The organism is Stenotrophomonas pictorum JCM 9942 (assembly GCF_001431585.1).
In the GTDB taxonomy this organism is placed as follows: domain Bacteria; phylum Pseudomonadota; class Gammaproteobacteria; order Xanthomonadales; family Xanthomonadaceae; genus Stenotrophomonas; species Stenotrophomonas pictorum.
In genome coordinates, this window is record NZ_LLXS01000026.1 from 1 (window position 1) to 23,548 (window position 23,548).

The 23,548-nt window shown below is 69.2% G+C and carries 14 protein-coding genes; 5 read left to right on the forward strand and 9 right to left on the reverse strand.

Features of this window, described 5'->3' with window-relative positions:
* Nucleotides 1-293: 293 nt before the first annotated feature.
* Complete coding sequence (locus ARC78_RS09440) at nucleotides 294-1,484, forward strand: benzoate/H(+) symporter BenE family transporter (RefSeq protein ID WP_054660382.1); 1,191 nt, start codon at nucleotides 294-296, stop codon at nucleotides 1,482-1,484.
* Between the two features lie 71 nt (nucleotides 1,485-1,555).
* Here the strand turns inward: ARC78_RS09440 and ARC78_RS09445 are convergent, their stop codons facing one another.
* From ARC78_RS09445 to ARC78_RS09460, 4 genes are all read right to left on the reverse strand, one after another.
* Nucleotides 1,556-3,706: a lytic murein transglycosylase gene (locus ARC78_RS09445; RefSeq protein WP_057506171.1), complete on the reverse strand. Its 2,151-nt coding sequence runs from the start codon at nucleotides 3,704-3,706 to the stop codon at nucleotides 1,556-1,558.
* Nucleotides 3,707-3,766: 60 nt separating this feature from the next.
* Nucleotides 3,767-4,741, reverse strand: a complete 975-nt coding sequence (egtD, locus tag ARC78_RS09450) for an L-histidine N(alpha)-methyltransferase (protein ID WP_057506172.1) — start codon at nucleotides 4,739-4,741, stop codon at nucleotides 3,767-3,769.
* Entirely contained in the window at nucleotides 4,738-6,033 is a 1,296-nt protein-coding gene (egtB, locus tag ARC78_RS09455; protein WP_057506173.1) for an ergothioneine biosynthesis protein EgtB, read from the reverse strand. Before egtB ends, egtD begins: the two co-directional genes overlap by 4 nt.
* Before the next feature lie 62 nt (nucleotides 6,034-6,095).
* Nucleotides 6,096-6,491: a YchJ family metal-binding protein gene (locus tag ARC78_RS09460; protein ID WP_054659556.1), complete on the reverse strand. Its 396-nt coding sequence runs from the start codon at nucleotides 6,489-6,491 to the stop codon at nucleotides 6,096-6,098.
* 92 nt (nucleotides 6,492-6,583) lie between these two features.
* Between ARC78_RS09460 and ARC78_RS09465 the strand changes: the two genes are divergently transcribed.
* The 4 genes from ARC78_RS09465 (at nucleotide 6,584) to ARC78_RS09480 (ending at nucleotide 13,067) form a co-directional block, all read left to right on the forward strand.
* Nucleotides 6,584-7,360: a sulfite exporter TauE/SafE family protein gene (locus ARC78_RS09465; RefSeq protein WP_054659554.1), complete on the forward strand. Its 777-nt coding sequence runs from the start codon at nucleotides 6,584-6,586 to the stop codon at nucleotides 7,358-7,360.
* A 117-nt stretch (nucleotides 7,361-7,477) separates the two neighbouring features.
* A complete protein-coding gene (locus ARC78_RS09470; protein WP_145974311.1) occupies nucleotides 7,478-9,073 on the forward strand; it encodes an EAL domain-containing protein in 1,596 nt (531 codons plus the stop codon).
* Nucleotides 9,074-9,178: 105 nt separating this feature from the next.
* The gene (locus ARC78_RS09475; RefSeq protein ID WP_054659550.1) at nucleotides 9,179-9,922 is read left to right on the forward strand and encodes an SDR family NAD(P)-dependent oxidoreductase; all 744 of its coding nucleotides are present in this window, start codon (nucleotides 9,179-9,181) and stop codon (nucleotides 9,920-9,922) included.
* Between the two features lie 217 nt (nucleotides 9,923-10,139).
* Nucleotides 10,140-13,067 (forward strand): TonB-dependent receptor, encoded by a 2,928-nt coding sequence (locus ARC78_RS09480; RefSeq protein WP_057506174.1) that lies wholly within the window; start codon nucleotides 10,140-10,142, stop codon nucleotides 13,065-13,067.
* Nucleotides 13,068-13,133: 66 nt separating this feature from the next.
* Here ARC78_RS09480 and ARC78_RS09485 read toward each other — a convergent pair whose 3' ends face one another.
* The 5 genes from ARC78_RS09485 to recC form a co-directional block, all read right to left on the reverse strand.
* Nucleotides 13,134-13,580 carry an MAPEG family protein gene (locus ARC78_RS09485; protein WP_057506175.1) on the reverse strand — a complete coding sequence of 149 codons (447 nt, stop codon included), beginning with the start codon at nucleotides 13,578-13,580 and terminating at the stop codon, nucleotides 13,134-13,136.
* Nucleotides 13,581-13,680: 100 nt separating this feature from the next.
* Nucleotides 13,681-14,280, reverse strand: coding sequence for a GTP cyclohydrolase I FolE (gene folE / locus ARC78_RS09490; RefSeq protein ID WP_054660942.1), 600 nt, complete (start codon nucleotides 14,278-14,280; stop codon nucleotides 13,681-13,683).
* A gap of 136 nt (nucleotides 14,281-14,416) precedes the next feature.
* Nucleotides 14,417-16,348: an exodeoxyribonuclease V subunit alpha gene (recD, locus tag ARC78_RS09495; RefSeq protein WP_057506176.1), complete on the reverse strand. Its 1,932-nt coding sequence runs from the start codon at nucleotides 16,346-16,348 to the stop codon at nucleotides 14,417-14,419.
* Nucleotides 16,345-19,992, reverse strand: a complete 3,648-nt coding sequence (locus ARC78_RS09500) for a UvrD-helicase domain-containing protein (RefSeq protein WP_057506177.1) — start codon at nucleotides 19,990-19,992, stop codon at nucleotides 16,345-16,347. The genes recD and ARC78_RS09500 overlap by 4 nt, the downstream gene beginning before the upstream one ends.
* Nucleotides 19,989-23,348: an exodeoxyribonuclease V subunit gamma gene (gene recC, locus ARC78_RS09505; RefSeq protein ID WP_096144944.1), complete on the reverse strand. Its 3,360-nt coding sequence runs from the start codon at nucleotides 23,346-23,348 to the stop codon at nucleotides 19,989-19,991. The genes ARC78_RS09500 and recC overlap by 4 nt, the downstream gene beginning before the upstream one ends.
* Nucleotides 23,349-23,548: the final 200 nt, after the last annotated feature.

Genomic DNA, 23,548 nt, shown 5'->3' on the forward strand with positions numbered 1-23,548 from the left:
CATTATGCGCAGGCTTTTGATCTTCGTCAACAGCTTTTTGAGGAGGCTGTTGACGACGCTTTTCGGTGCAGCCACTGGTGTGACGGGCGCCGTGAAGCAAGGAAGCGAATTCTAGACATCTTTGTGAAATGTGCAATGCATTTCTGTGACATCGCAGCAAATCGGCCGCTGGCGCCAGATCCGGCAAGGTCTGCCCGGGCAACTGCGCTGTTCGCCAGTCCTGTTTCTCCAGTCCCGTAAGTCCGCATAGGGATGCTGGGCCACAATGCGGGTTGCTACCCTCGCTACTGACCATGACCGACTCCGCATCGCGCTCGTTCTTCCGTGACCTTTCATTGCCGGCCGTCATTGCCGGGTTCATCACGGTGCTGGTCGGCTTCGCCAGCTCGGCGGTGATCGTGTTCCAGGCGGCGCAGCGCGTGGGCGCCGGGCAGGCGGAGATCGCTTCCTGGATGTGGGCGCTGGGGATCGGCATGGGGGTGACTTGCATCGGCCTGTCGCTGCGCTACCGGATGCCGGTGGTCACGGCCTGGTCCACGCCCGGTGCGGCGATGCTGGTGGTGGGCACCACCGTCCTGCCGCTGTCCGATGCCATCGGTGCATTCGTGCTGGCCGCGGTGATGGCGGCGCTGGCCGGCTTCTCCGGGGTGTTCGAAAAAGCGATGCGGCGGATTCCGGTATCGCTGGCCTCGGGCATGCTGGCCGGCGTGCTGCTGCGCTTCGGGCTGGATGTGTCTGTCTCGGTCGGCACGCAGCCGCTGCTGGTGCTGGTGATGTTCGCCACCTATCTGTGTGGACGCCGGTGGCTGCCGCGCTATGCGGTGATCGCCACCTTGCTGGTAGGCGTGGCCATCGCCGCCGGCCAGGGACTGATGCATATGGAGCAGGTGCAGCTGCAGCTGGCGTTGCCGGTCTTCACCGTGCCGACGCTGTCGTGGACGGCGGTGTTCGGCATCGCCCTGCCCCTGTTCATCGTGACCATGGCCTCGCAGAACGTGCCGGGGGTGGCGGTGCTGAAGGCCTGCGGCTATGACGCGCCGGTCTCGCCGGTGGTGGGCTGGATCGGTGTGACCAATACGCTGCTGGCGCCCTTTGGCGGCTACGCACTCAATCTGGCGGCAATCACCGCGGCGATCTGCATGGGCCGGGATGTGCACGAAGATCCGGCGCGCCGCTATACCGCGGCGGTCAGCGCTGGCGTGTTCTACCTGGTGATCGGCCTGTTCGGTGCGACCGTGGCGGCGGTGTTTGCCGCGTTCCCGAAAGAACTGGTGGCAACGCTGGCCGGTATCGCGCTGCTGGGCACGATCGGCAACAGCCTGGCCGTGGCGCTGAAGGAGGAAACCGAACGCGAGCCGGCGCTGGTGACCTTCCTGGTCACCGCCTCGGGCCTGTCGCTGGCCGGCATCGGCTCGGCGTTCTGGGGACTGGTGGCCGGCGTGCTGACCCTGCTGGTGCTACGTCGGCCAGCTGCAGCACGCTGACTGTCATCCGGCGGCAGCTCCCTATATAGAAAAGAACCCCCCGCTCCGGCATGCGCGGGGCAGATGCCGGCTTACAGCGCTTTGACCTCCAGCACCTGCTTGAGGACATGGCGCCCGCCCGGCGCCAGTTCGATCACGTCCGGGCCGGCGTTGGCCGCTTCGATACAGACGTAGTTGCGCCACGCCGCGCCGATGTCCTCCATCTTCGCCGCCGCCACTTCGCCGGCGTTCCAGACCACCGCGGTGCGGCTGCCACTGGTGCTGATGGCGATCGCCCGCTGGAAGCCGGGGTCACGCAGCACATAGCGGCCACCGGCCTGGGTGTACAGACGATCGCTGCGGCCCGGGTCGCGCGGATCGCGCAGGTTCCAGTCGCCGCGCTGCACATGGGCGTTGCCGCCATCGAGCTTGTCCAGATAGGTCAGGCCGTCCAGGCCGCTGACCTCCACCTGCAACGCATCGCTGACGTTGAAGTAGTTGTGCAGCGCCTGGGTGAAACTGACCGGCTGGCTACCCCGGTTCTCGGTGACCAGTTCCTGCTCCAGGGTGCGGCCGATGCGCAGGACCATGTGCATGCGCAGATCCAGGTTGTCCATCACCGGCGGCGCCAGGGTCAGCACCATGCTGCCATCGGCTTCGCGGCGGGCCTCGCGCAACTCCCAGGCCACGGTACGGACAAATCCGTGCGCGGGCACCTCGTTGCTCTGCCCCTGGCGCGAGAAGTATGGCCAGCACACCGGCGCGCCGCCGCGGATCGGCGTGGGCGGCTGTCTGGCGCTGGGCGACAGCCACATCACATCCTGGCTGCCGGTGGGCACAAAGGACAGCAGTTGGCCGCCGAACACGCTGATCGCGGCGGTGGAGAACGGCGTTTCCACCTTCCACGCGGTGAAGCCGTTGAAATCGCCTGTGCTCAGGCCCTGCACATCCTTCATTGAAACGCTGCTCCGTACGATCGGTGACTGGACAAGTTGCGGGTAGTTGGCCGGCAGGAGGAACGCCGTGGGCGATGCCGGTTTGGCAGCGCGCAGCGCCTGCAGGATGCGGGTGCCGGCGCGGCCATCGGCGTTTTTCCAGCCCAGGCGCTGCTGTTCGGTCTGGATGGCGCGGCGGGTGGCGCTGCCGACCATGCCGTCGGCGGCGCCAATGGCGTGGCCGCGGGCCAGCAACAGGGTCTGCAGCTCGCGGCGCTCGTCGCGGCCGATACCCGGGTCGTCGGTCGGCCATGCCGCCTTCAGGCCGCTGCCGCCGCGCAGGCGGTCGGCCAGCGTGGCGATGGCCAGCGCGTAGCTCTCGGCGGCGTTGTAGGAATAGATCGCGTCGTAGTTGCGGAACACCAGCAGCGCCGGACCGCTGGCACCGGCCGGCAGCAGCAGCGCGGCATTGGCATCGTCGGTGATCGCCGGCACCTGCAGCGGGGTGCCGTCGACGCCGGTGATGCCCAGAGCGCGCCAGTTGGCCAGCGGCTTGCGCTTGGTGCGGCCGGCCAGCGCCGCGTTGAAACCGGCCGGAATCCGCACTTCCACGCCCCACGGCTGGCCCGTCCGCCAACCGGCCTGCTTGAGGTAGTTGGCGGTGGAGGCCAGCGCGTCGGGAATACTGGCGACCAGATCGCGGCGGCCATCGCCATCACCATCCACGGCGATGCGCGCATAGGTGGACGGCATGAACTGGGTATGGCCGAACGCGCCGGCCCACGAACCGGTCAAGCCCTCGGCCTGCAGGTCACCCTGGTCGATCAGTTTCAGCAGCGCCAGCAGCTCCCCTTTGAAAAACGGCTGGCGGCGGCCGTTGCAGGCCAGCGTGGCCAGCGACTGCAGCAGCGGGCGCCTGCCGAACACGCGGCCGTAGTCACTCTCCACGCCCCACACCGCGACGATGGTGGCCGGGTCGACCCCGTATTGCACGCTGACCTGATCGAGCAGCGCGCGATGCTGCTGAAGCTGCGCGCGGCCGTCCGCAACACGCTGGCGATCCACCAGCGCCGCCAGATAGTCCCAGATCGGCGTGGTGAACTCGGGCTGCGCATCAAGCAGCGGCAGCACTCCAAGGTCCGGGGTGATGGTGGTGAACACCTGTTCCACGCGCTCGGCGCCAATACCCTGCGCCACCGCCGCGTTCTTGAGCCCGACCCCGCAGCTGCCGAAGTCGGCGATACCCGCCGAAGCGGTGGCAGCCAAGCCCCACGCGCCCAATCCCAGCACTACGGCAATCGCTCTCATCGGCAGTTCCTGACAGACGGGGGCTGTCGATCATAAACGCGGCGCCGCGATGCGGTGCCTTCATTGCCATTGCAACAGCCGCAGGCCATAGCTGCAGGGCTGCGCGGTCCAGTGCGCCACCACGCGCAATCCGGCGGCGGCGGCCAGCGCGGCGAACCGGGCATCGCTGTATTTGTGGCTGTATTCGACCTGGATGGGCTCCCCCGCGGCGAAATCGAAACGCTGGCCGGCCACCTGCACCCGCTGCGCGACCTCGCTGACCAGTTCAGTCCGGATGCGCTCGTGCAGCGGGTCGTAGCGGGCGCGATGGCGGAACCGGTCCAGCGCGAAATCGCTGCCGATCTCCCGATTCAGGCGTTCGAGCAGGTTGAGCGTGAACGCGGCGGTGATGCCGGCGGCATCGTTGTAGGCCGCTTCGATCCGGGCCGGCTCCTTGACCAGGTCGATGCCGACCAGCGCCAGCCCGGTTGCGCCCATGGTCCGGTGCATGCCGCGCAGCAGCCGCACCGCCTCGCCATCGGTGAAGTTGCCCAGGGTGGAGCCGGGAAAGAACAGCAACGTGCGCCGCGCCGGCTGTTGCGGCTGCGGCAGAGCCACCGCATCGGTGAAATCGGCGCATACCGGCAGCATTTCCAGCGCCGGAAAATCGCCGGCCAGCGCGTGGATGCTGGCCACCAGTGCCGCGCGCGAGATCTCGATCGGGGTGTAGGCCACCACCTCGGGCAGCGCGCGCAGCAGCAACCGGGTCTTGCGGCCGCTGCCGCTGCCGTATTCGACCACCCGCGCCTGCGCTCCCACCTGCTGCGCGATCGCCGGCAATTCGCGCTCCAGCAATGCCAGCTCGGTGCGGGTCAGGTAGTACTCCGGCTGGCGGGTGATCTGTTCGAACAGCGCCGAGCCGCGCGCGTCATAGAAATATTTCGACGGCAGGGTCCTGGGCCGCTGCGCCAGCCCGGCCAGCACCTGCGCGGTGATCGTGGCGCGGTCGGGAGTCAGGTCGGTCAACGCGGCCAGTGCGGCCTCGGCGCCGCTCATGCGCCATCCCGGGCCAGGCGCAGGCCGGCGAACTGCCAGCGCGCGGACGGCGCGAAGAAATTGCGGTAGCTGGCGCGCACATGGCCGCGGGCGGTGGCGCAGCTACCCCCGCGCAGCACGTACTGGCCGCACATGAACTTGCCGTTGTATTCACCCAAGCTGCCCGGCAACGGCCGGAACCCAGGGTAGGCGGCATAGGCGCTGCTGGTCCACTCCCAGACATCGCCGAACAGCTGCACTGGCCCGCTGCCGGTGGCGGCCGCCGGGGTGCAGGGATGCAGGTGGTCGTCATCGGCGAAATGGCCGGCCGGCGGCACAGTGGCCGCCGCGGCCTCCCATTCGAACTCGGTCGGCAACCGCGCACCGGCCCAGCGTGCGTAGGCGTCGGCCTCGTAGTAGCTCAGGTGAGAGACCGGCGCATGCGGGTCCAGCGCGCGCCAGCCACCCAGGGTGAACTCGCGCTGGCAATGCGCGTCCCAGTACAGCGGCTGTTGCCAGCCTTCGGCCTGGCACAGCTCCCAGCCCTGGCTCAGCCAGCAACCGGGCTCCCGGTAGCCGCCGGCTTCGACAAACTGCCGGTACTCGTGGTTGTTGACCGGGCGATTGGCCAGCCGGTGCGCGGCCACCAGCACCCGGTGCCGCGGCGATTCGTTGTCGTAGGCGAAGGGCGCATGCTGCGGCCAGGCCGGGGCGCCGATCTCGACGATGCGCTCGGCATTGTCGATCCAGCCCAGCGGCAGCGCGGCGCTGGCCGGCACCTGCAGTTGGCGGTAGGCTGGTTGCAGCGGATTGGACCACAGCGCGTGCTTGATGTCGGTCAGCAGCAGCTCCTGGTGCTGCTGCTCGTGCTGCAGGCCCAGGATCAGGTGGCGGCGCGCCTGGGCGTCCATCGACCCCTCGTCAAAGCGGGCGGCGATGCGCGCATCGACCGCGGTGCGGTAGTCGAGCACCTGCGCCAGTGACGGCCGCGACAGCAGCCCGCGTCGCGCCCGGGCGTGGGCCGGGCCGATGCTCTGGTAATAACTGTTGAACAGCACCTGCCAGTGCGGCTGCAAGGGCTGGTAACCGGGCTGCGCGGCCAGCACGAAGTGCTCGAAGAACCAGCTGGTGTGGGCCAGATGCCATTTGGCCGGACTGGCGTCGGGCATGCTCTGCAGCATCGCATCTTCGGCCGACAGCGGCGCGGCCAGGGCCACGCTGCGTGCTCGCACGGTGGAAAAACGCTGCGCCAGGGTGGCGGGCACGGCGCCGGCGGTGGTCGAACGCAGCAACGCGGCAGTGGAGATATGCATCGGCCCGAGCTTACGGACACGCGGTTAGCGCGATGTCATGGCCGCCACACGCGGCGCCGTGCTCAGACCACCGCGTCGCGGTAGTACCAGCGCCCGTCGATACGCTGGAAACGGCTGTGCTCGGCCATCTTCACCGCGCTGCCGCCCCCCACTTTGTAGCGCGCGACAAAGTGCACCTCGGCGGTGTCCGCACCGGTGACCACATGCTGTTTGACGCTCAATCCCAGCCACTGCGTGCGCTGGCCCGGATCGTCATCCAGCGACAACTGCTGCGGTCGCGTCTGCGGATGCCAGCTGGCCAGCAGGTAATCGACGTCCTGCAGCACATAGGCGCTGTAGCGCGAGCGCATCAACGCTTCGGCATCGGGCGCGGCCTGGCCGGCGTGATACGGGCCGCAGCAGCGGCTGTAGGCGGGGCCGCGGCCACAGGGGCACGGCGTGGTCGGGGAGATCTGCATGCGCGCATTTTCCCATTCCCCGGCACCACGCTCCAAGCGGCGCCGCTGGCAACGGCTGCGCGTATCCTGTCGCGCCCTGGTCAGGAGTCGTCATGCTGGAACTGTTGCCGCCGGAGCTGCCCTGGCTGCTGCTGATCGCCTTCATCGCCGGGCTGGTGGATGCGGCGGTCGGCGGGGGCGGCCTGATCCAGCTGCCGGGGCTGTTCACCGCCCTGCCGCAGCAGTCCCCGGCCGCGTTGCTGGGCACCAACAAGTTCAGCTCGGTGTTCGGTACCGGCGTTTCGGCATGGCGCTACGCCCGTTCGATCCGCATTCCGTGGCGGCCGGTGTTGCTGGCTGCGGCCGCCGCGTTCGCTTGTTCGTTCCTCGGCGCGACCGCGGTGAGCCTGCTGTCCAAGGATGCGGTGCGACCGCTGGTGCTGACCCTGCTGATCGTGATGCTGGGCTACACGCTGGCCAAGAAGGAGTTCGGCGCGCTGCACACGCCGCGCCAGGTCGGCCGCCGCGAGCTGGGCATCGCGCTGCTGATGGGCGGGGTGATCGGCTTCTATGACGGCTTCTTCGGCCCCGGTACCGGCAGCTTCCTGATCTTCCTGTTCGTGCGCTTTTTCGGCCTGGATTTCCTGCGCGCCTCGGCCGCCTCCAAGGTGGTGAACCTGGCCACCAACCTCGCCGCGCTGGCGTTTTTCGTGCCCAGCGGCAATGTGCTGCTGGCACTGGCCATACCGATGGCCGCAGCCAATGTCAGCGGCGCGCTGGTGGGCACCCGGATGGCGCTGCGCGGCGGCACCCCGGTGATCCGCAAGCTGTTCGTGGCGCTGGTGGTGGTGCTGATCGCGCGCATGGCCTGGGATATTTTCACTGTCTGACGACAGAAGCTGCTGGACCCTGAATCCAGGGCCACCGCCTGATCCCGGCACCGCAGCGTGCAGCAGCGTGCGCGCCAAGCCGGTCGCAGTATTCCTGTCCACGGACGCACCGCGCAGATGAAGAACCGGCACCGCATCGCTTTTCTGCTGCTGGCGTGCGGCGCGCTGCTGGCCTGCGTGCCGGTGGTGTACTCCCTGCAGCAGGCGCGCAAGCAGGCGCTGCAGGAAAAGTACGCGATGCTCGATGATCTGACCCTGCGCATGGAGGGCCAGGTGCGTTCGATCCGGGACCTGCTCGCGCTGCTGCGCCAGGAAATGGAAAGCAGTGGCGATACCCCGTGCAGCGCTGGCGGGATCGCCCGGCTGCAACGTTTTGGACTGCGCTCACAGGCGGTGAAAAGTTCGCTGTATCTGTCCGGAGGGAAGGTGGAGTGCTCGTCCGGCGGTGCGTGGTTGAGCAACCTGTTGCAGGGCGCCCCCAGCATCGTGGAACCCGACGGCACCGCCATCTATACCCAGGTGCAGGTGCCCGGGGTCGCTGAGAACCGTTATGTGGTGGTGGAGAACAACGGCTATGCGCTGTTGATCTACCCGGACGGGCTGATCGCACCGTTCGCCCGTCCGGATGTCGCCCTGGGCCTGTTCAATACCCGGACGCACCGGTTTGCCGCCAGGGCCGGAAAACTGCAGGACCGGTGGGCCGGTCCGTTCGAGAACGGACAACACTATGAACGGTTCCTCGATGAGGACAGTGACTCGCTGGTGGTCAGGCGGGTCGTCCTCCCCGGCGGCACCGCGGCGGTCGCCGCCACCCCACGCGCGTCCATCGATACCCGTATGGCCCAGTTCGCCCGCTGGTTCATCCCGCTGGGTATCACCGCCGGCCTGGTGATCTTCGCCATTGCCTACGGGCTTACCCGTCACCGTTTCTCCGCCCGCGCCGAACTGCTGCACGCGCTGCGCAAGAGCCAGCTGTTCCTACTCTACCAGCCCATCTTCGAGCTGCCGACCAATACCTGCATTGGCGCCGAGGCGTTGCTGCGATGGCGCCATGAGGACGGCGCGGTGGTGTCGCCGGACCGTTTCATTCCGGTGGCCGAGGATTCGGGGCTGATCCAGCTGGTGACCCGACGGGTGATGGAACTGGTATGCAAGGACCTGACGCCGTTCCTGCGGCGCAATCCCGACTTCCACCTCAGCATAAACCTGTCCCCGCAGGACCTGCAGTCGCCCGACACGGTCGGGCAGATCGAGCAGATGATCCGGACGATCGGCCCGGGGGCAGGCAAGTTCGTGATCGAAGCCACCGAGCGCGGCCTGCTGGAACAGGAGAGCACGCTGGCCGTGGTCAATGCGATCCGGGCACTGGGCGTGGAAGTGGCGATCGACGATTTCGGCACCGGCTACTCCAGCCTGGCGTATCTGACCACCTATCCGTTCGACATCCTCAAGATCGACAAGAGCTTCACCTGCACGGCCTGCACCGACTCGGTGACCAGCCAAGTGGCGCTGCACATCATCGAGCTGGCCAACACCCTGGGCATGCGCACGCTGGTGGAGGGCATCGAGACGCCGGAGCAGGCCGAGCTGTTCCGCAGCAAGGGCGTGAACTATGGCCAGGGTTACCTGTTCGGGCAGCCGATGACCGCCGCGGAACTGGTCAATTTCGTGCCGCTGCATTCCACCCCGGACCAGCACCGCGGCGAGCCCTGAGTCGCCCACGCCCGGGCCTGGCTTGATTTGGCTCAATGCGGCCGCACCAGGCAGCGCGCATGCTGGCACGGTCGCGGGAGTTCCGCGTTCTGGAGTTCGCGCAACATGTCCCTGGATCTTTCCGGCAAGATCGCCGTGGTCACCGGCGCCGCCTCGGGAATTGGCGAGGCGGTGGTGCGGCAGCTGGCCCAGGCGGGCGCGCAGGTGCTGGCGGCCGATATCGACGGCAATGCCGCCGCCGCGCTGGCCACCGCGCTGGGGCCGCAGGTGCTGCCGTTCGCCATGGATGTCAGCGATCCGGACGCGGTCCGTCACATGGTGCGGCACTGCGTGGAACGTTTCGGCGGCCTGCATTTGGCGGTCAACAACGCCGGCATCGGCGGCGCCAGCCTGGAGACGGCCGACTACCCGCTGGACGAATGGCACCGCGTGCTCGGGGTCAACCTGCACGGCGTGTTCTATTCGATGAAATATGAGATTCCGGCCATCCTCGCTACCGGCGGCGGCGCCATCGTCAACATGGCCTCGATCCTGGGCAGCAATGGCTGGGCCGGCTCGGCGGCCTATGTCGCGGCCAAGCACGCGCTGGTGGGCATGACCAAGAGCGCGGCGCTGGAGTATTCCGCGCGCGGGCTGCGCATCAACGCCGTCGGCCCGGGCTTCATCGACACCCCCATGCTGGACGGCATGGACCGCCAGGCCTATGCCGGCCTGGTGGCCCTGCATCCGGCCGGACGCCTGGGCACCGCCGACGAGGTCGCCGCGCTGACCTGCTTCCTGCTCTCGGAAAAAGCCTCGTTCATCACCGGCAGCTACCACCTAGTCGACGGCGGCTTCTCCGCCCGCTGATCTCCGCCCGCGGGTGCGCGGGTGATGCCGGAAGCCGCTACCTCAATTCACCTTTGTCACAGCCAAGTGATTGATCTGGCGGAATTTCCACGGCCGATCGGACAAAGAAAAGACAAGGCGTGGCCACCCCTTGTCCACCGCTAACGGAACGTTTACAAGGAGCCCACGCCCGTCGTCCCGACCGGCGAGATAGTCCGGCTATCAGAGGAGCTTCCCGATGACGTCGTTATCGTTGCGCCCGCACCGCCTGACCCACGCAGTCCGTATCTCCCTGTTGTGCCTGCTGCCCGCCGTCGCGCTCGCGCAGGAATCCCCGCCCGCCAGCCCGGCGCGCACCCTGGACGCCATCCAGGTCACCGGTACCCGCATCAAGAAGGCCGAACTGGAAACCCAGGTGCCGGTGCAGGTGCTCACCCGCGAAGCCATCGACCGCACCGGTTACAGCTCGGTGGCCGACGTGGTGCAGCACCTGACCGCCAGCGGCGCCTCGCTGAGCACCAAGCTCAACTCCAGCGGCAACTTCGGCTTCCCGCCCGATGGCGGCGGCGTCGGCGCCGGTGCGGCCACGGTGGACCTGCGCCATCTCGGTCCCAAGCGTGTACTGGTGCTGGTGGACGGCATCCGCTGGGTCAACGAGTCCTCCGGTTCCGGCGTGGGTTCCTCGGTGGATCTGAACACCATTCCGCTGGCGCTGGTGGACCGCATCGAGGTGCTCGAAGACGGCGCCTCCTCGATCTACGGCTCCGACGCGATCGCCGGGGTGGTCAACATCATCACTAGGAAGAACGCCGACGGCGGCCATGTCGAGGTGCAGTACGGCGACTACAACCTCAAGGGCGGCGACACCTCCAGCGTGGATTTCAGCTTCGGGCGCAGTGGCGAGCGCGCGCAGTGGATCGTCGGCGGCGCGTGGTTCAAGCAGAAGGAGATCTCCTCGGCCGAGTACGAATGGGCACGCGTGCCGGTGCCCGGTACCGGTCTGGCCAACGGCAGCTCGGCCACCCCCGGCGGCCGCACCGTGTTCGCGCCGGCCGACGGCAACAACACCTATGGCGGCCTGTGTCCGCTGGCCCGCGACGCCGACGGCAACCCCATCCCCGGCTCGGCGACCTGCAACATCACCCTGCCCAACGACGCCAGCTTTGCCGGCGGCGCCCGTTTTCCCGACGACTTCATCCGCTTCGGCACCGCCAACCGCTTCAACTTCGCCCCGTACAACCTGCTGCTGACCCCGAACGAGCGCAAATCCGTGTTCGGCCAGGTGCGCTTCGAGTTCACCCCCACGCTCAGCGGCTGGGCCCGCGGCCTGTACAGCGAGCGCGACTCGGCCAACCAGGCCGCGCCCGAACCGATCTTCCTGGGCACCGATGCCGGCGTCTACAACGAGTGGGCCGAAACCAAACTGGTGATCGCCGCCAACAACCCGTACAACCCGTTCGGTTTCGACCTGAGCACGATGGGCGCCAACCCCAACCTGTTCCTGCTGGGCCGGCGTCCGGTGGAGGGCGGCCCGCGCCGCTACGAGCAGGAGGTGAAAACCTGGTACGCCGCCGCCGGGCTGGACGGCACCTTCGAGGTCAACCAGCGCACCTGGAACTGGGACATCAACGCGATGACCAGTGAAAGCAAGGCCACCCAGACCAATACCGGCAGCTACAACATCAAGCACATCAACCAGGCTCTGGGCGATCCGGCCGCGTGCGCGGCCATTGCCGGCTGCGTGCCGCTGAACCTGTTCGGCGGGCCGGGCACCATCACCCCGGAGATGCTGGCGTGGATCTCGCCGATCGTGCGCGACCGCAGCAAGAACACCCTGAGCCAGGCCTCGGCCAACCTCACCGGCGAGCTGTTCGACAACTGGGCCGGCGCGGTGTCCTTCGCCGCCGGTGCCGAATGGCGCCGCTACAAGGGCGAATACCACCCCGACCCGATCACCATCGCCGGCGAGTACAACGGCGTGCCCTCGGGGGCGACCATCGGCAGCTATTCGGTGAAGGAGGCCTATGTCGAATTCGACGTGCCGCTGGCGCGCGAAGGTTTCTGGGGCAAGAGCCTGGACCTGAGCATTGCCGGGCGCTACTCGGACTACTCCACCTTCGGCGGCACCAACACCGGCAAGCTCGGCCTGCGCTGGCAGCCGGCCGATGAACTGCTGCTGCGCATGTCCTTCGCCCAGGGCTTCCGCGCCCCGTCCATCGGCGAGCTGTACGGCACGTTGAGCCGCTTTGACGCCACCATCGTCGACCCCTGCAACAACGCCGCCTCCACCACCCCCAAGTGCGTGGCCGACGGCGTGCCGCCGGGCTACGAGCAGGCCAACCCGCAGATCTCGGTGGTGACCTCGGGCAACCGCGCGCTGGAACCGGAGGAAAGCCGTTCGTTCATGGCCGGCGCGGTGTGGAGCCCGGGCTGGGCCGAGGACAGCGGCTGGGCCAGCAAGCTGGACCTGGGGGTGACCTTCTACCGCCACACCATCGGCAAGGCGATCCAGGCCCCGGACGCGCAGGCGATCATGGACCGCTGCATCGACAGCCGCGATCCGGTGGCCTGCGCCAGCTACACCCGCAACGACCGCGGCCAGATCATCCGCTTCGAGGACATCCTCGCCAACCTCGGCACGATCAACACCAGCGGCTGGGATTTCAGCGCGCACTGGTTGCTGCCGGAAACCGGCTGGGGCCAGCTGGGCTTTGACTGGAAGGCGACCTGGGTGACGCGCTACGAGCTGGTCAACGAGTCCGGCCAGGCCGAGCCCAAGGGCCCGGGCGTGGAGACCAATGACAGCGCGATTCCGGAGTGGAGCTCGACCCTGGCCGCCAACTGGGATTTGGGCAACTGGAACGCCAGCTGGACGCTGCGCTACATCGACCGCCTGCGCGAGAGCTGCGCCGGCGCCAACGGCTTCGACATCTGCACCGATAGCGCCAACGACCTGCACTGGCTGGGCGCCACCACCTACCACGACGCCCAGCTGAGCTGGCGCACCGAAGCATGGATGAAGGGCGTGAAAGTCAGCCTCGGGGTGAACAACGTGTTCGACAAGAACCCGCCGATCTGCCTGAGCTGCACCCTCAACGGCTACGACCCGGGCACCTATGACCTGCCCGGCCGCTACACCTACGCCCGGCTCAGCCTGGATTTCTGAGTCGCCTTACCGGCAAAGGAAAAGGGAGCCGCAAGGCTCCCTTTTCCGTTGCACCTCCCGCGCGGCTCAGCGGGTGGGGTCGGCGTCCAGCGCGGCGTCGGCCTGCCCGGCGGCGGCGCGGATCTCAACCAGGTTCTTGCCCAGCACCGCGCCGGCCAGCGCCATCAGCAGCAGCGCCAGTACCGGCAGCATCGACAGGCCGAAACCCAGCGCGCGCGCGGACGGTGCCTTCACGTAGGCGCGCCAGTAGAGGAAACGGCCGATCAGGTAAACCGCGCCCAGGGCCGCCACCCAGCTCGCCGGCCAGTAGCGCGCGGCCACGAACAGTGCCGGCAGCAGCGCCACCATCAATTCCAGCGTGTTCATCTGCACCCGGTAGATCCGCTCGAACCCCTCGTGTCCGCTGACCGCCGGCGCTTTCAGACCGGTGATGCCACGCGCGCGGCCCACCAGCACGATGAAGAACAGGTACTGCAGCACCACCAGCATGGCGACCAATTCGACGTAGTGCATGCACTTCTCCTGGAAACGGGGACGGACTTTGCAAGGTGTGCCGGCGGTGACGCTGCCGACACTCCCGGGCGGGGAACCCGCGGCAACCGGCAACGGCGGCTCAGCGGCGCGCCTGGCCGACTTCGATGAAACGCAGGAACTCGGCGCGGGTGCGCGCATCGTCATGGAAGCTGCCACGCATGCGCGAGGTCACCATGCTCACGCCGCGCTTGTGGATGCCGCGGGTGGTCATGCACTCGTGCGCGCCTTCCACTACCACGCCCACGCCCAGCGGCTGCAGCACGTCCTGGATGCAGTCGGCGATCTGCGCGGTCATCTTCTCCTGCACCTGGAAGCGGCGCGCATAGGCTTCCACCACGCGCGCCAGCTTGGAGATGCCGACCACGCGGCCGTTGGGCACATAGCCGACATGCACGCGGCCGATGATCGGCGCCATGTGGTGCTCGCAGTGGCTTTCATACTCGATGTCGCGCAGCACGATCATCTCGTCGTAGCCGGCCACTTCCTCGAAGGTCCGCGCCATGTAGGCGCGCGGGTCCTCGCGGTAGCCGCTGAACCAGTCGCCATAGGCCTCGGCCACCCGGCGCGGGGTATCCAGCAGGCCTTCACGGGTGGGATCCTCGCCGGCCCATTCCAGCAGCGTGCGCACGGCCGCTTCGGCCTGGGCCTGGGTGACGGGGGATTTGGGGGACTCGGCCATGGGGGACGGCGCCTGTATTACGGGGCCGATATGCTACCAGCCAGCTGCCGGCAGGGCACCGGCGATGGCCCGGCGCCGGGCCCGTCCCCCGCGGGCGCACGGTGCGGACACCCGGTTGCAGGCGCCGGCCGGTGGATCAGCCGGCCCCGCCTGCCGCGGCGGCCGGGGCCAGCAGCCGCCACGCCAAGCCCGAACAGCGGCTGGCATGGCGCGCCAGCGCCGCTTCGATCACCGCGGCGCTGCCGGCCAGATGCAGGCCGTGGCGGGCCCGGGTGATGCCGGTGTAGAGCAGTTCGCGCGACAGCACCCGGTTGTCGTTCCGGGGCAGCTGCAGCCAGACCTGGTCGAACTCCGAGCCCTGCGCCTTGTGCACGGTCATCGCGAACGCGCTTTCGTGGGCGGGCAAGGCGGCCGGGTGGAAACCGCGCGGATGGGCCGGGTCGTCACCGGGGAACCACGCCGTGATGCCGCCGCCGCTGCCATCGGCGAGACAGAGGCCAACGTCGCCGTTGAACAGACGGTGGCGGTAGCTGTTCTCGGTGATGATCAGCAGCCGGCCGTGGAACCAGCCCGGGCCGGCGCCGCGGCGCGAGCCGCCGGCGAGCAGTTCCTCGATGCGCGCATTGAGTCCGCGTGCGCCCTGCGGGCCTTCGCGCACGGCCGTGAGCAGGCGCATGCGCCCGGCCAGTGCCAGCGCATCGGCCGGCGTGGTGGCGTCGGCCAGTGCCTGCCAGTACTGCTGCAGCGGCCCGCGCCACGCGCCCAGCGGGTCGAACTGGTCTTCGTGGAACTGCACGCCCGGCAGCTGGCCCTCGCGCAACAGGGCCAGCGCCTGACCGGCCTCCCCCTCACGCATCGCCGCGGCCAGCGGCGCCAGCTGCAACGCCTCGCTCTGCCGGTAACCGCGTTGCAGCTGCACGCGGGCCCCGGCAAAGGCGCTGGCGGTGGTTTGGCACGCATCCGCCGGCAAGGTGCCCAGCAGCGGCTGCAGCGCGCCGGCAGCGGCGGCGCCGATGCGCGTGCCGTCGCCGGCCGCGCGCAGGATCGCGCTGAGCACGTCGCCGGCCTCCACCGACGGCAGCTGGTCCGGATCGCCCAGCAGGATCAGCCGGGTGCCGTCGGCGATCGCCTCCACCAGCTTGGCCATCAGCGGCAGATCGATCATTGAGGCTTCATCGACCACGATCACGTCGTAAGGCAGGGGATTGTCGGTGTGGTGGCGGAAGCGCGGGGAATCGGGGATCACCCCGAGCAGGCGGTGCAAGGTGGTGCCGGTGCTGGGCAGCGGTGCGCACAGCTCGGCATCGATGCCGGCGGCGGGCAGTTGCTGCAGGGCGTGGCGCAGGCTTTCGGCCATGCGCTCGGCGGCGCGGCCGGTGGGCGCGGCCAGCGCGACGCGTGGCGCGGGCCGGCCGGCGGCCTGGGCCTGCGCGGCCAGCAGCACCAGCAACCGGGTGATGGTGGTGGTCTTGCCGGTGCCGGGGCCGCCGGTGACCAGCAGCAGCGCGTGGCACAGCGCCATCGCCGCCGCGCGCGCCTGCAGATCGGAATGGGCCGGCAGGCGCTCGGCGGTCGGCACGATGGCAGCCCCGAACAGATCCTGTTGCGCCGGGGCGGGGGCCGCCCCGGGGAACAGCCGCGCGAACACCGGCGCCAGCGCGGCCGGATCGCCATCGGCCACCGGTGCGCGGCCGATGCGCTGCAAGCCTTCCGCCAGGCGCCGCTCGTATTCGCGATAACGGCGCAGGTACAGCAGGCCGTTTTCCCAGACCAGCGGCGCCGGTTCGGCGGCGGTCCGGTTATCCACAGGGGTGGCGACCCAGCGCGAGGCGGCCAGCTGCGCATGCCAGTCCGCCGCCGCCGGCCAGACGATGCCGGCATCCACCAGCCGCTGGGGCTGCGCCGGATCGAAACCGGCGTGGCCCTGCGCCACTGCCAGCGAGGCCAGCGCGGCGGCGGCCAGCACCGCGTCGGGCGTGTTCGGATCGAGCCGGCGCAGGCTCTGCGCCAGGGCGTGGTCGAGCGGGCGCAGCGCGCCAGCCTTGGTCAGTGCGGCCAGCAGGCTCATGCCGTGCCTCCCAGTCGTGCCAGCAACGCCGCGTGGCCCTCACGGCCCCCGGCAAACAGTTCATCCACCGCGGCCACCAGTGCCGGGGCGAAGGTATGCGCGTACACCCCGGGCGAGGACGCCCGGCCGGCATCCAGGCCACGGCAGAACAGGTAGCGGATGCCGCCGAAATCGCGGGCGTAGTCGTAACCGGCGCCGATCCGGAAGCGCAGCCAACGGTGCAGCGCCACGGTGTAGATCAACGCCTGCAGGTCGTACTCGCTGTGGCGCATGGCCGCCTCCAGTTGCGCGGCGCTGTAATCGGGCAGCCGGTTGGACTTGTAGTCCAGCACGTACCAGCGCCCGTCGCGGACGTAGGTCAGATCGATCTTGCCGGTCATCAGCCCTTCCAGCTGGCGGCGAAGACCGAAGCCCTGGCGGCCCCGCACCACGCCATGCTGATGCAGCACCCGCAGCAGCGCCGGCACCGTGGTCGGCTGCATCGCGAAATGGAATTCGATTTCGGCGCGACGCTCGCCCTCGCCCAGCGTGTGCAACGCACCGCCCTCAGGCAGGGTCACGGTCAGGGTCTGGCCGATCAGCCGGGTCAGCAGGCCCACACCGTCGGCGATCTCCTCGTCGACATAGCCCTCGGCACGCAGCGTTTTTTCAATGATCCCGGCCTGACCGTCCGGCGCCGGATCGGCAGGGCGCCAGTCACCCCAGGCGCCAAAGTCGACATTCTCCAGCGCGGCATGCAAGACGTTGCCGAAGCGGCTGCCGGCAAAACGCGGATCGAACACGTCCGCGGCGGTGGCCACCACGGCGCTGTCCGCCCCGCTCTCCAGCGCGTCGTCGATCGTGGCCTGCAGCGGTTCGTCGGCGGCGCCGCCAGCGTCTTCGGTGGCCGCCGCGGTGGTGTCCTGGCGGCCGTCGGCATGCGCCAGCTGGGTGAAGCTGTAGACCCACCAGTCGTGCGGCACCACGCGGCCGATCACCCGCACCGGCGGCAGCGCGGGCTCGCGTTCGGCCGGCAGCCGCGCCGGCACCGGACCGGCGGCAGCGTCAACCACCGCGATATCGGCATGCGCCGGCAGCGCTTCCAGCATCGGCCCCAGCCGCGAAGACGCCAGCCCGGCCAGCGCGCCGCCACTTATCCACAACGCGTGCTCGGCGCGGGTCAACCCGACGTAGAGCAGCCGCGCGGTTTCGGCCGCGTCCTCGGCGCCGACCTGCTGGCCGATGGCCTTCCAGTCGGCATCGTCCTTGTCGATCTTCCAATGCAGCACGCGCTGCTGCCCGTCGTGCACGGTGCGGTGGTTGCTGCTGTCCGGGGCGCTGGTGGCGATGCCGACGAACGGCAGGTACACCAGCGGGTATTCCAGGCCCTTGCTCTTGTGCAGGGTGATGATCTGCACCCGGCGCGCGTCCGACTCCAGCCGCAACAGCTGCGCCTCGTCGCCCTCGTCGGCGTGGGCGATCCGGGTCTGCAGCCAGTCCAGCAGGCCGTGCAGGCCGATGCTGCGGTGACTGGCCTCCTGCAGCTGTTCGGCCAGCTGCAGGTAGTTGGTCAGCCGGCGCTCGCCATCGACCAGCGCCAGCAGGCGTTCGGCCTGTTCGGCGCACAGCTCCGACAGCAGCGCCAGCACGCCGCCACGCTGCCAGCGCTCGCGCCACTGCGCCAGCCGCTGCTGGTGCGCGCGCTGGGCATCGCCTTCGTGTTCCATCGCCGCGATCGCCGCGGCGCTTTCGCCCAGCAGCACCGTGGCCAGCGCGGCGCGCAGGCGGCCGTCATCGGCCGGCTGCAACAGCGCCAGCAGCAGCACGCGCAGTTCATGCGCCTCGGCACTGGCGAACAGACTCTGCTTGCCCGCCGCCACCGCCGGAATACCCAGCGCCGCCAGCGCCTGCTGGATGCGCGCTGCCTCCTTGTGCGAACGCACCAGCACCGCGATATCGCCCGGCTGCACCGGTTTGCCGTCGATCAGCGCGCGCTCTTCGCGGGCGGCGCTGAGCACCTTGTGGATATCGGCCACACAGGCGGCGGTGGCCGCCTCGCGCGAGGCGGCGGCCTTGAGCGGTTTGCCGTCTTCGCCGGCCCCGATCCGGTGCACGGTTAACGCCGGCGCCGGCCGCCCGTCCAGCAGATAGTCCGCATCGCTGCGTTTGCTGCCCGGCAAAACCGGTTCGAAACGGATGCGCGGATCAAGGAAGGCCTGCTCGCCGGCGTTGTCGTACAGCGCCTGGATCGCGCGCAGCACGCCCGGGCGCGAACGGAAATTGCGGTCCAGCGGCGGGGCCAGGGCGGCCAGCGCCTTGGCCTGCAGATAGGTATGCACATCGCCGCCGCGGAAGCCGTAGATGGCCTGCTTGGGATCGCCGATCAGGAACAGCGCGGCGTCGCCGCCGTCGCGCCCGGGTTCGGCGAACACACGGCGGAAGATGTCCCACTGGCGGGGATCGGTGTCCTGGAATTCGTCCACCAGCGCGAAGCGGTACTGCGCGCGCAGCCGCGCGGCCAGCACGTCACCGTGTTCACCCTGCAGGGCGTGGGCGACGTTGTCGATCAGATCGTCATAGGTCTGCAGCCGCCGCAGCTGCTTGAGCCGGGCCAGGCGCTGGCGCACGTCCTCGCGCAACTGGTGCAGCAGCGCGACCGATTGCTGGCGCTGCCAGCGCGTCACCTGCGCCCGCGCCTGCAGGTAATCGGCGATCAGCGGCTGCAGGGGCGAAAGCGGCGTGCTGCCGGACTTGGCCTTGTTGGTCTTGGCGGTAAGCACCTCCAGGGTGAGCCGCTCCAGCTTCTCGTCCAGCCCGGCGTTGGGATCCGGATGGCGGCTCCACTGCCGCAGCTGCACGAACAGCGGCTCGATCCAGTCGGACCGGTAGCTGGCTTTGTTGAGCACGCCGCCGTCCAGCGCGCCGCGCAACTGCTGCAGATACGTTTCACCGTGCGCGGCGATACCGGCCGCCAGCCGCTGCACGGCGGCGTCGCGCAACGCCCGCGGGTCGTCGACCGGTGTCTGCGCAGGCACTGGATAAAGCGGCAGGTCGGCAACCAGCGCCGGCAGGTCCGTGGCCAATGCCTCGGGACTCTTCCACAACCCCAGCAGCGCTTCGAGCTGCTCGCCCTGGCCGGCATGCAGCCGCCACAGGTCCGCGGCCAGTTCGGCATACAGCTCGCCGGTGTTGGCCAGCAGTTCCGGCGTGGCGAAACTGTGACCGCTTTCCAGCGCGTATTCGCCCAGCACCCGGGTGCAGAACCCGTGGATGGTGAAGATCGCCGCCAGATCGGTTTCCTCGGCCGCCACGCGCAGGCGCCGGCCCAGCTGCACGTCCGTTTCGCCGCCCTGCTGCAGATGCCGGTGCAGGATGCGATGGGTAAGCAGGGTTTCCGGGCTGTCGCCCTCGCCGGGCGGTTCGCCGACCAGCCGCGCGGCCAGATCCAGCCGCTCGCGGATGCGTTTGCGCAGCTCCTGGGTGGCCGCATCGGTGAAAGTCACCGCCAGGATCTGGCCCATGCGCAGGCCCTGCTCCACCACCAGCCGGGTGAACAGCGTGGCCAGGGTGAAGGTCTTGCCGGTACCGGCGCTGGCCTCGATCAGACGCAGGCCATCCAGCGGCAACTGCAGATATGGGTCCTCATTGATCTGTTCCCCGTTCATGCCGCACCTCCGTTTGCAGCGTCGTGTTCGGTGTCGAAATCCGGCAACACGCGGCCCTCGCGCAACGCGGTGAATATCAACAGGCTGTTGTGGATAAATCTGTGTGCAGTGGTTTCCGACGCGAACGGATCGGTGCCGCGCAGCGCCAGTTGCAGCGCTTCGCCCTCGCCTTCGCCCCAGCTGAAATCGGAGCGGTACCAGCGGGCGCGTGCGGCTTTTTCGCGGCCCTCGGCATCGCTGTTGTAGATCTCCCAGCCGGTGTACGGAGCGAACAGCAGGGGTTCCTGCAATCCTTGCAGACGCAGCTGCAGCAAGGCTTTCAAGGCAGCTTTGGCCGGTTCCACCGGCAGTGCCGGCAACCCGTGGGGACCGTAGCGGGCCTCGCCATCGTCATGGAACTGCAGCAGCGGCAGCTGCGCGCCGGCGGCGTTGGCCAGCAGCCAGTCCAGCCCGCTGCGCAGCACGTAGGCCACCCCCGCGGTACCGGCCTGCAGGCGCAGCAGTCCCTGTGGATGGATTTGATCGACCCGTCCGTGCAGCTGCATGCCATCGAGTTCAACTTCGTAGCGCTGCGAGGACAACGGCGCGCCGTCGTACCACTGCGAGAACGCCTCGGCACACGGCCGGATGCGGGCCAGCAGCCGTTCGAACTGCTGTCGTCCCAGCGCCCCGGACGGCAGCTGCGCGCGCGCCCGCAGCCGCAGGTACAACCCGTTTTCCTGCCCGTCCAGCAACGCGGCCAGCACCTGCTGCTGCAACGCCGCGTGCTCGCGACCGCCGCCCGGCACCACCAGCGGCTCGATGTCCTCGCTGCGGTCGATCTCGCCGGCCAGACGCAGGCCCAGGCGCTGCTGCAGGAACTGCCCGGCCGGATCGGCGAGGAACCGGCGCAGCGCCTCCAGGGCCAGACGCTCCTCGGTGAGGGCCTGTGGCAGCGGCGCGCCGAGCGGACCCTCGATCCACGCCGGCAAGCGCTGCCGGCGGCCGCCCATGGCGCCGGCCGCGGGCCGCCACTGGCGGCGATAGCTGAAACGGCGCGGCTCCTGCGCATCGCCGAACGCGGCCGGGGCAAACGGTTGCAGCGGATGGCGCACCACCAGCTGTCTGCGCGCGGCGGCCGGATCGGCGTGATACGCGGCGGCGGCATCGACCAGTTCGCTGACCAGCACCGAGGGCTCGCGCACACTGCCATCACGCGCATCGGCACCGAGGTAGCTCAGGTAGAACACGTCCTGCGCCGAGGCGAACAGCTGCAGGAACAGGAAGCGGTCGTCCTCGCGCAGCGAGCGGTCGCCGTGGCGCCGGCGCTGCGTGCCCAGTTCGGCGGTCAACCGGCTCAGGCCGGCGACCGGGTCACGCCGCGGGAAATCGCCATCGTTCAGGCCCAGCACGCAGATCACCCGGAACGGCAGCAGCCGCATCGGCACCATGCGGCCGAAGCTGATGCCACCGGTGAGCAGCGGGGCGCGGGTATCGGCCTCGGACAGCACCGCGGCAAAATGCGCGCGCACCACTTCCGCCGGCACCGGCGCGGCGAACCCGGCCTTTTCGGCTTCCTCGGCGAATTCGTTGATCAGCTTGCGCAGCCGTTCCAGCGCGCGCAGCGCGGCCGGTTCGGTGGGTGTTTCGGGCAGCAGCGCGGCCAGCAGACCGAGCAGGCGCTCGCGCCATTGCGACGGGCTCAGCGCTTCGGCCAGGGTCTTCTGGTGCCGCGCCAGCACCCGCAGCAGCCGTAGCAGCGCATCCAGCGCGGCCAGCGCGCCGCCTTCCAGCTCCGGCCAGGGCGCGACCCCGGCGATGTCCTGGTCGCTGCCGCTGGCATAGCCCAGCAGCAACCGGTCCAGCGCGAACTGCCAGGTGTAGGCGTCATCGGCCGGGGCCAGATGCTGCTGGCGATGTGCGGCATCCAGCCCCCAGCGCGCGCCGGCGGCCTGCAGCCAGCCGTGCAGGCGCTCGAACGCGGCCGCATCCAGCCCGGCGGCGGTGGCCAGCGGTGCACTTTGCAGCAGGTCCAGGATCTCGTTCAGGCCGAAGCGCGACACCGGCAACCCCAGCAGCTGCACGAACACCTCGGCCAGCGGCTCGCCCTGCAGCGGACTGGCATCGGCCAGCGCCCACGGCAGGTGTTCCTCGCCGCCACGGCCGCCGAACACCGATTCCAGGTACGGCACATAGGGATCGATATCCGGCGCCAGCACCGCGATTTCGCGCGGCTGCAGCGGTGGATCAAAGCGCGCATCGTCCAGCAGCGCGCGCAACTGGTCGTGCAGCACCTGCATCTCGCGCAGGCGGGTGTGGCAGGCGTGGACTTGCAGGCTGGGGTCGTCCAGCCGCAGCGCCGGCAACAACGGGGGCGAGGGCAGTGCGCGGCGGTGGAACAGGTCGGCCTGCAGCCGCTGCAGCAGGCTGTCGGCCAGTCCGCCGTCATCCAGCCTGGCACCGGGTTCGTCTTCCGGGTCGACATAGGCGGCGATCTCACCGGTCGGGTGCACCACCTCATAGCTGCCCAGCACCGCCATGAAATCGCGGCCGGCCGCGCCCCAGGCCTGCAGCAACGGGTTCTCGCCGGCGGCGCTGCCGAAGGGATCGTCCAGGCCGCTGCGCAGCTTCTCGGCCAGCGTCTGCAGATCGCCCCAGTACGACTGGGTGGGCGTGGGCATATAGAAATGCAGCGTGCCGACCCGCGCCTGGGTGGCGATCACCCGCAACACGTCGGGCGAGACGTTGAGCGTGGCAAAGGCGAACAGCCGCCCCGGCAGGCCCTGCGGCAACGGCTGCCCGGCACCTTCGAAGCGGGCCAGGTAGTCGTTGATGCGGCGCGCGCGATAGTGCTGGCCGGCGGCGATATGCCGCCACAGGATCGCCTGCGGATCATCCGGCTCGGCACCGTCTTCCCAGCGCAGCAGCCAGTCGCGGCGCCAGGCCTGGTACTTCTCGAACACGCTGCCCAGCTCGGCGGCCAGCGCCCACGGCCGCAGGGGATCGCCATGCTCAAGGTAGGAATACAACCCGGCCAGCGCCGGATTTTGCATCACCGCCGGGTCAGTCAATGCCGCATACAGACGCCAGTGCAATCCGACCGCGCCCAGGTCATCACGCTCGCCGGCGACATTGGCCTTCAGCGCCCTGGCGACGAACTCGCCGGGGGTCAGGAACTCCAGGTTGGCGGCGATGCCGTATTCGGCGGCCAGCGTGGACTGCAGCCAACGGCGCATCGCCACCTGCGGGATCAGCACGGTATCGGCCGCCAGCAGCGGCTGCCCCGGCGCCGGTTCGCGCAGGGCGTGGGCCAGCAGCGAGGCCAGTACATCAAGCGAATTGGAGTGGTACAGGCGGAAGTCGGGCGCGTCGGTCATCACACCATCTTGCCGCAGCCACATCGCAGGCGGCGAGATCCGCCACGCCGGTACACAGCCGCGGCGCACGTGCACCCCGATCGTCCGCACACACTGTTGCCGTTACGGCGTGGACCCGGCCACGCGCAACCGGAGCCGGCGATGCGACAATACTGCACGGCCCAGTACGCTTTTGTTCAGGTGTCTCTGGCAATCCTGCA

Coding starts and splice junctions, on each gene's coding strand:
- ARC78_RS09440 (WP_054660382.1), top strand. CDS start 294: ATGACCGACTCCGCATCGCGCTCGTTCTTCCGTGACCTTTCATTGCCG.
- ARC78_RS09445 (WP_057506171.1), bottom strand. CDS start 3,706: ATGAGAGCGATTGCCGTAGTGCTGGGATTGGGCGCGTGGGGCTTGGCT.
- egtD (WP_057506172.1), bottom strand. CDS start 4,741: ATGAGCGGCGCCGAGGCCGCACTGGCCGCGTTGACCGACCTGACTCCC.
- egtB (WP_057506173.1), bottom strand. CDS start 6,033: ATGCATATCTCCACTGCCGCGTTGCTGCGTTCGACCACCGCCGGCGCC.
- ARC78_RS09460 (WP_054659556.1), bottom strand. CDS start 6,491: ATGCAGATCTCCCCGACCACGCCGTGCCCCTGTGGCCGCGGCCCCGCC.
- ARC78_RS09465 (WP_054659554.1), top strand. CDS start 6,584: ATGCTGGAACTGTTGCCGCCGGAGCTGCCCTGGCTGCTGCTGATCGCC.
- ARC78_RS09470 (WP_145974311.1), top strand. CDS start 7,478: ATGAAGAACCGGCACCGCATCGCTTTTCTGCTGCTGGCGTGCGGCGCG.
- ARC78_RS09475 (WP_054659550.1), top strand. CDS start 9,179: ATGTCCCTGGATCTTTCCGGCAAGATCGCCGTGGTCACCGGCGCCGCC.
- ARC78_RS09480 (WP_057506174.1), top strand. CDS start 10,140: ATGACGTCGTTATCGTTGCGCCCGCACCGCCTGACCCACGCAGTCCGT.
- ARC78_RS09485 (WP_057506175.1), bottom strand. CDS start 13,580: ATGCACTACGTCGAATTGGTCGCCATGCTGGTGGTGCTGCAGTACCTG.
- folE (WP_054660942.1), bottom strand. CDS start 14,280: ATGGCCGAGTCCCCCAAATCCCCCGTCACCCAGGCCCAGGCCGAAGCG.
- recD (WP_057506176.1), bottom strand. CDS start 16,348: ATGAGCCTGCTGGCCGCACTGACCAAGGCTGGCGCGCTGCGCCCGCTC.
- ARC78_RS09500 (WP_057506177.1), bottom strand. CDS start 19,992: ATGAACGGGGAACAGATCAATGAGGACCCATATCTGCAGTTGCCGCTG.
- recC (WP_096144944.1), bottom strand. CDS start 23,348: ATGACCGACGCGCCCGACTTCCGCCTGTACCACTCCAATTCGCTTGAT.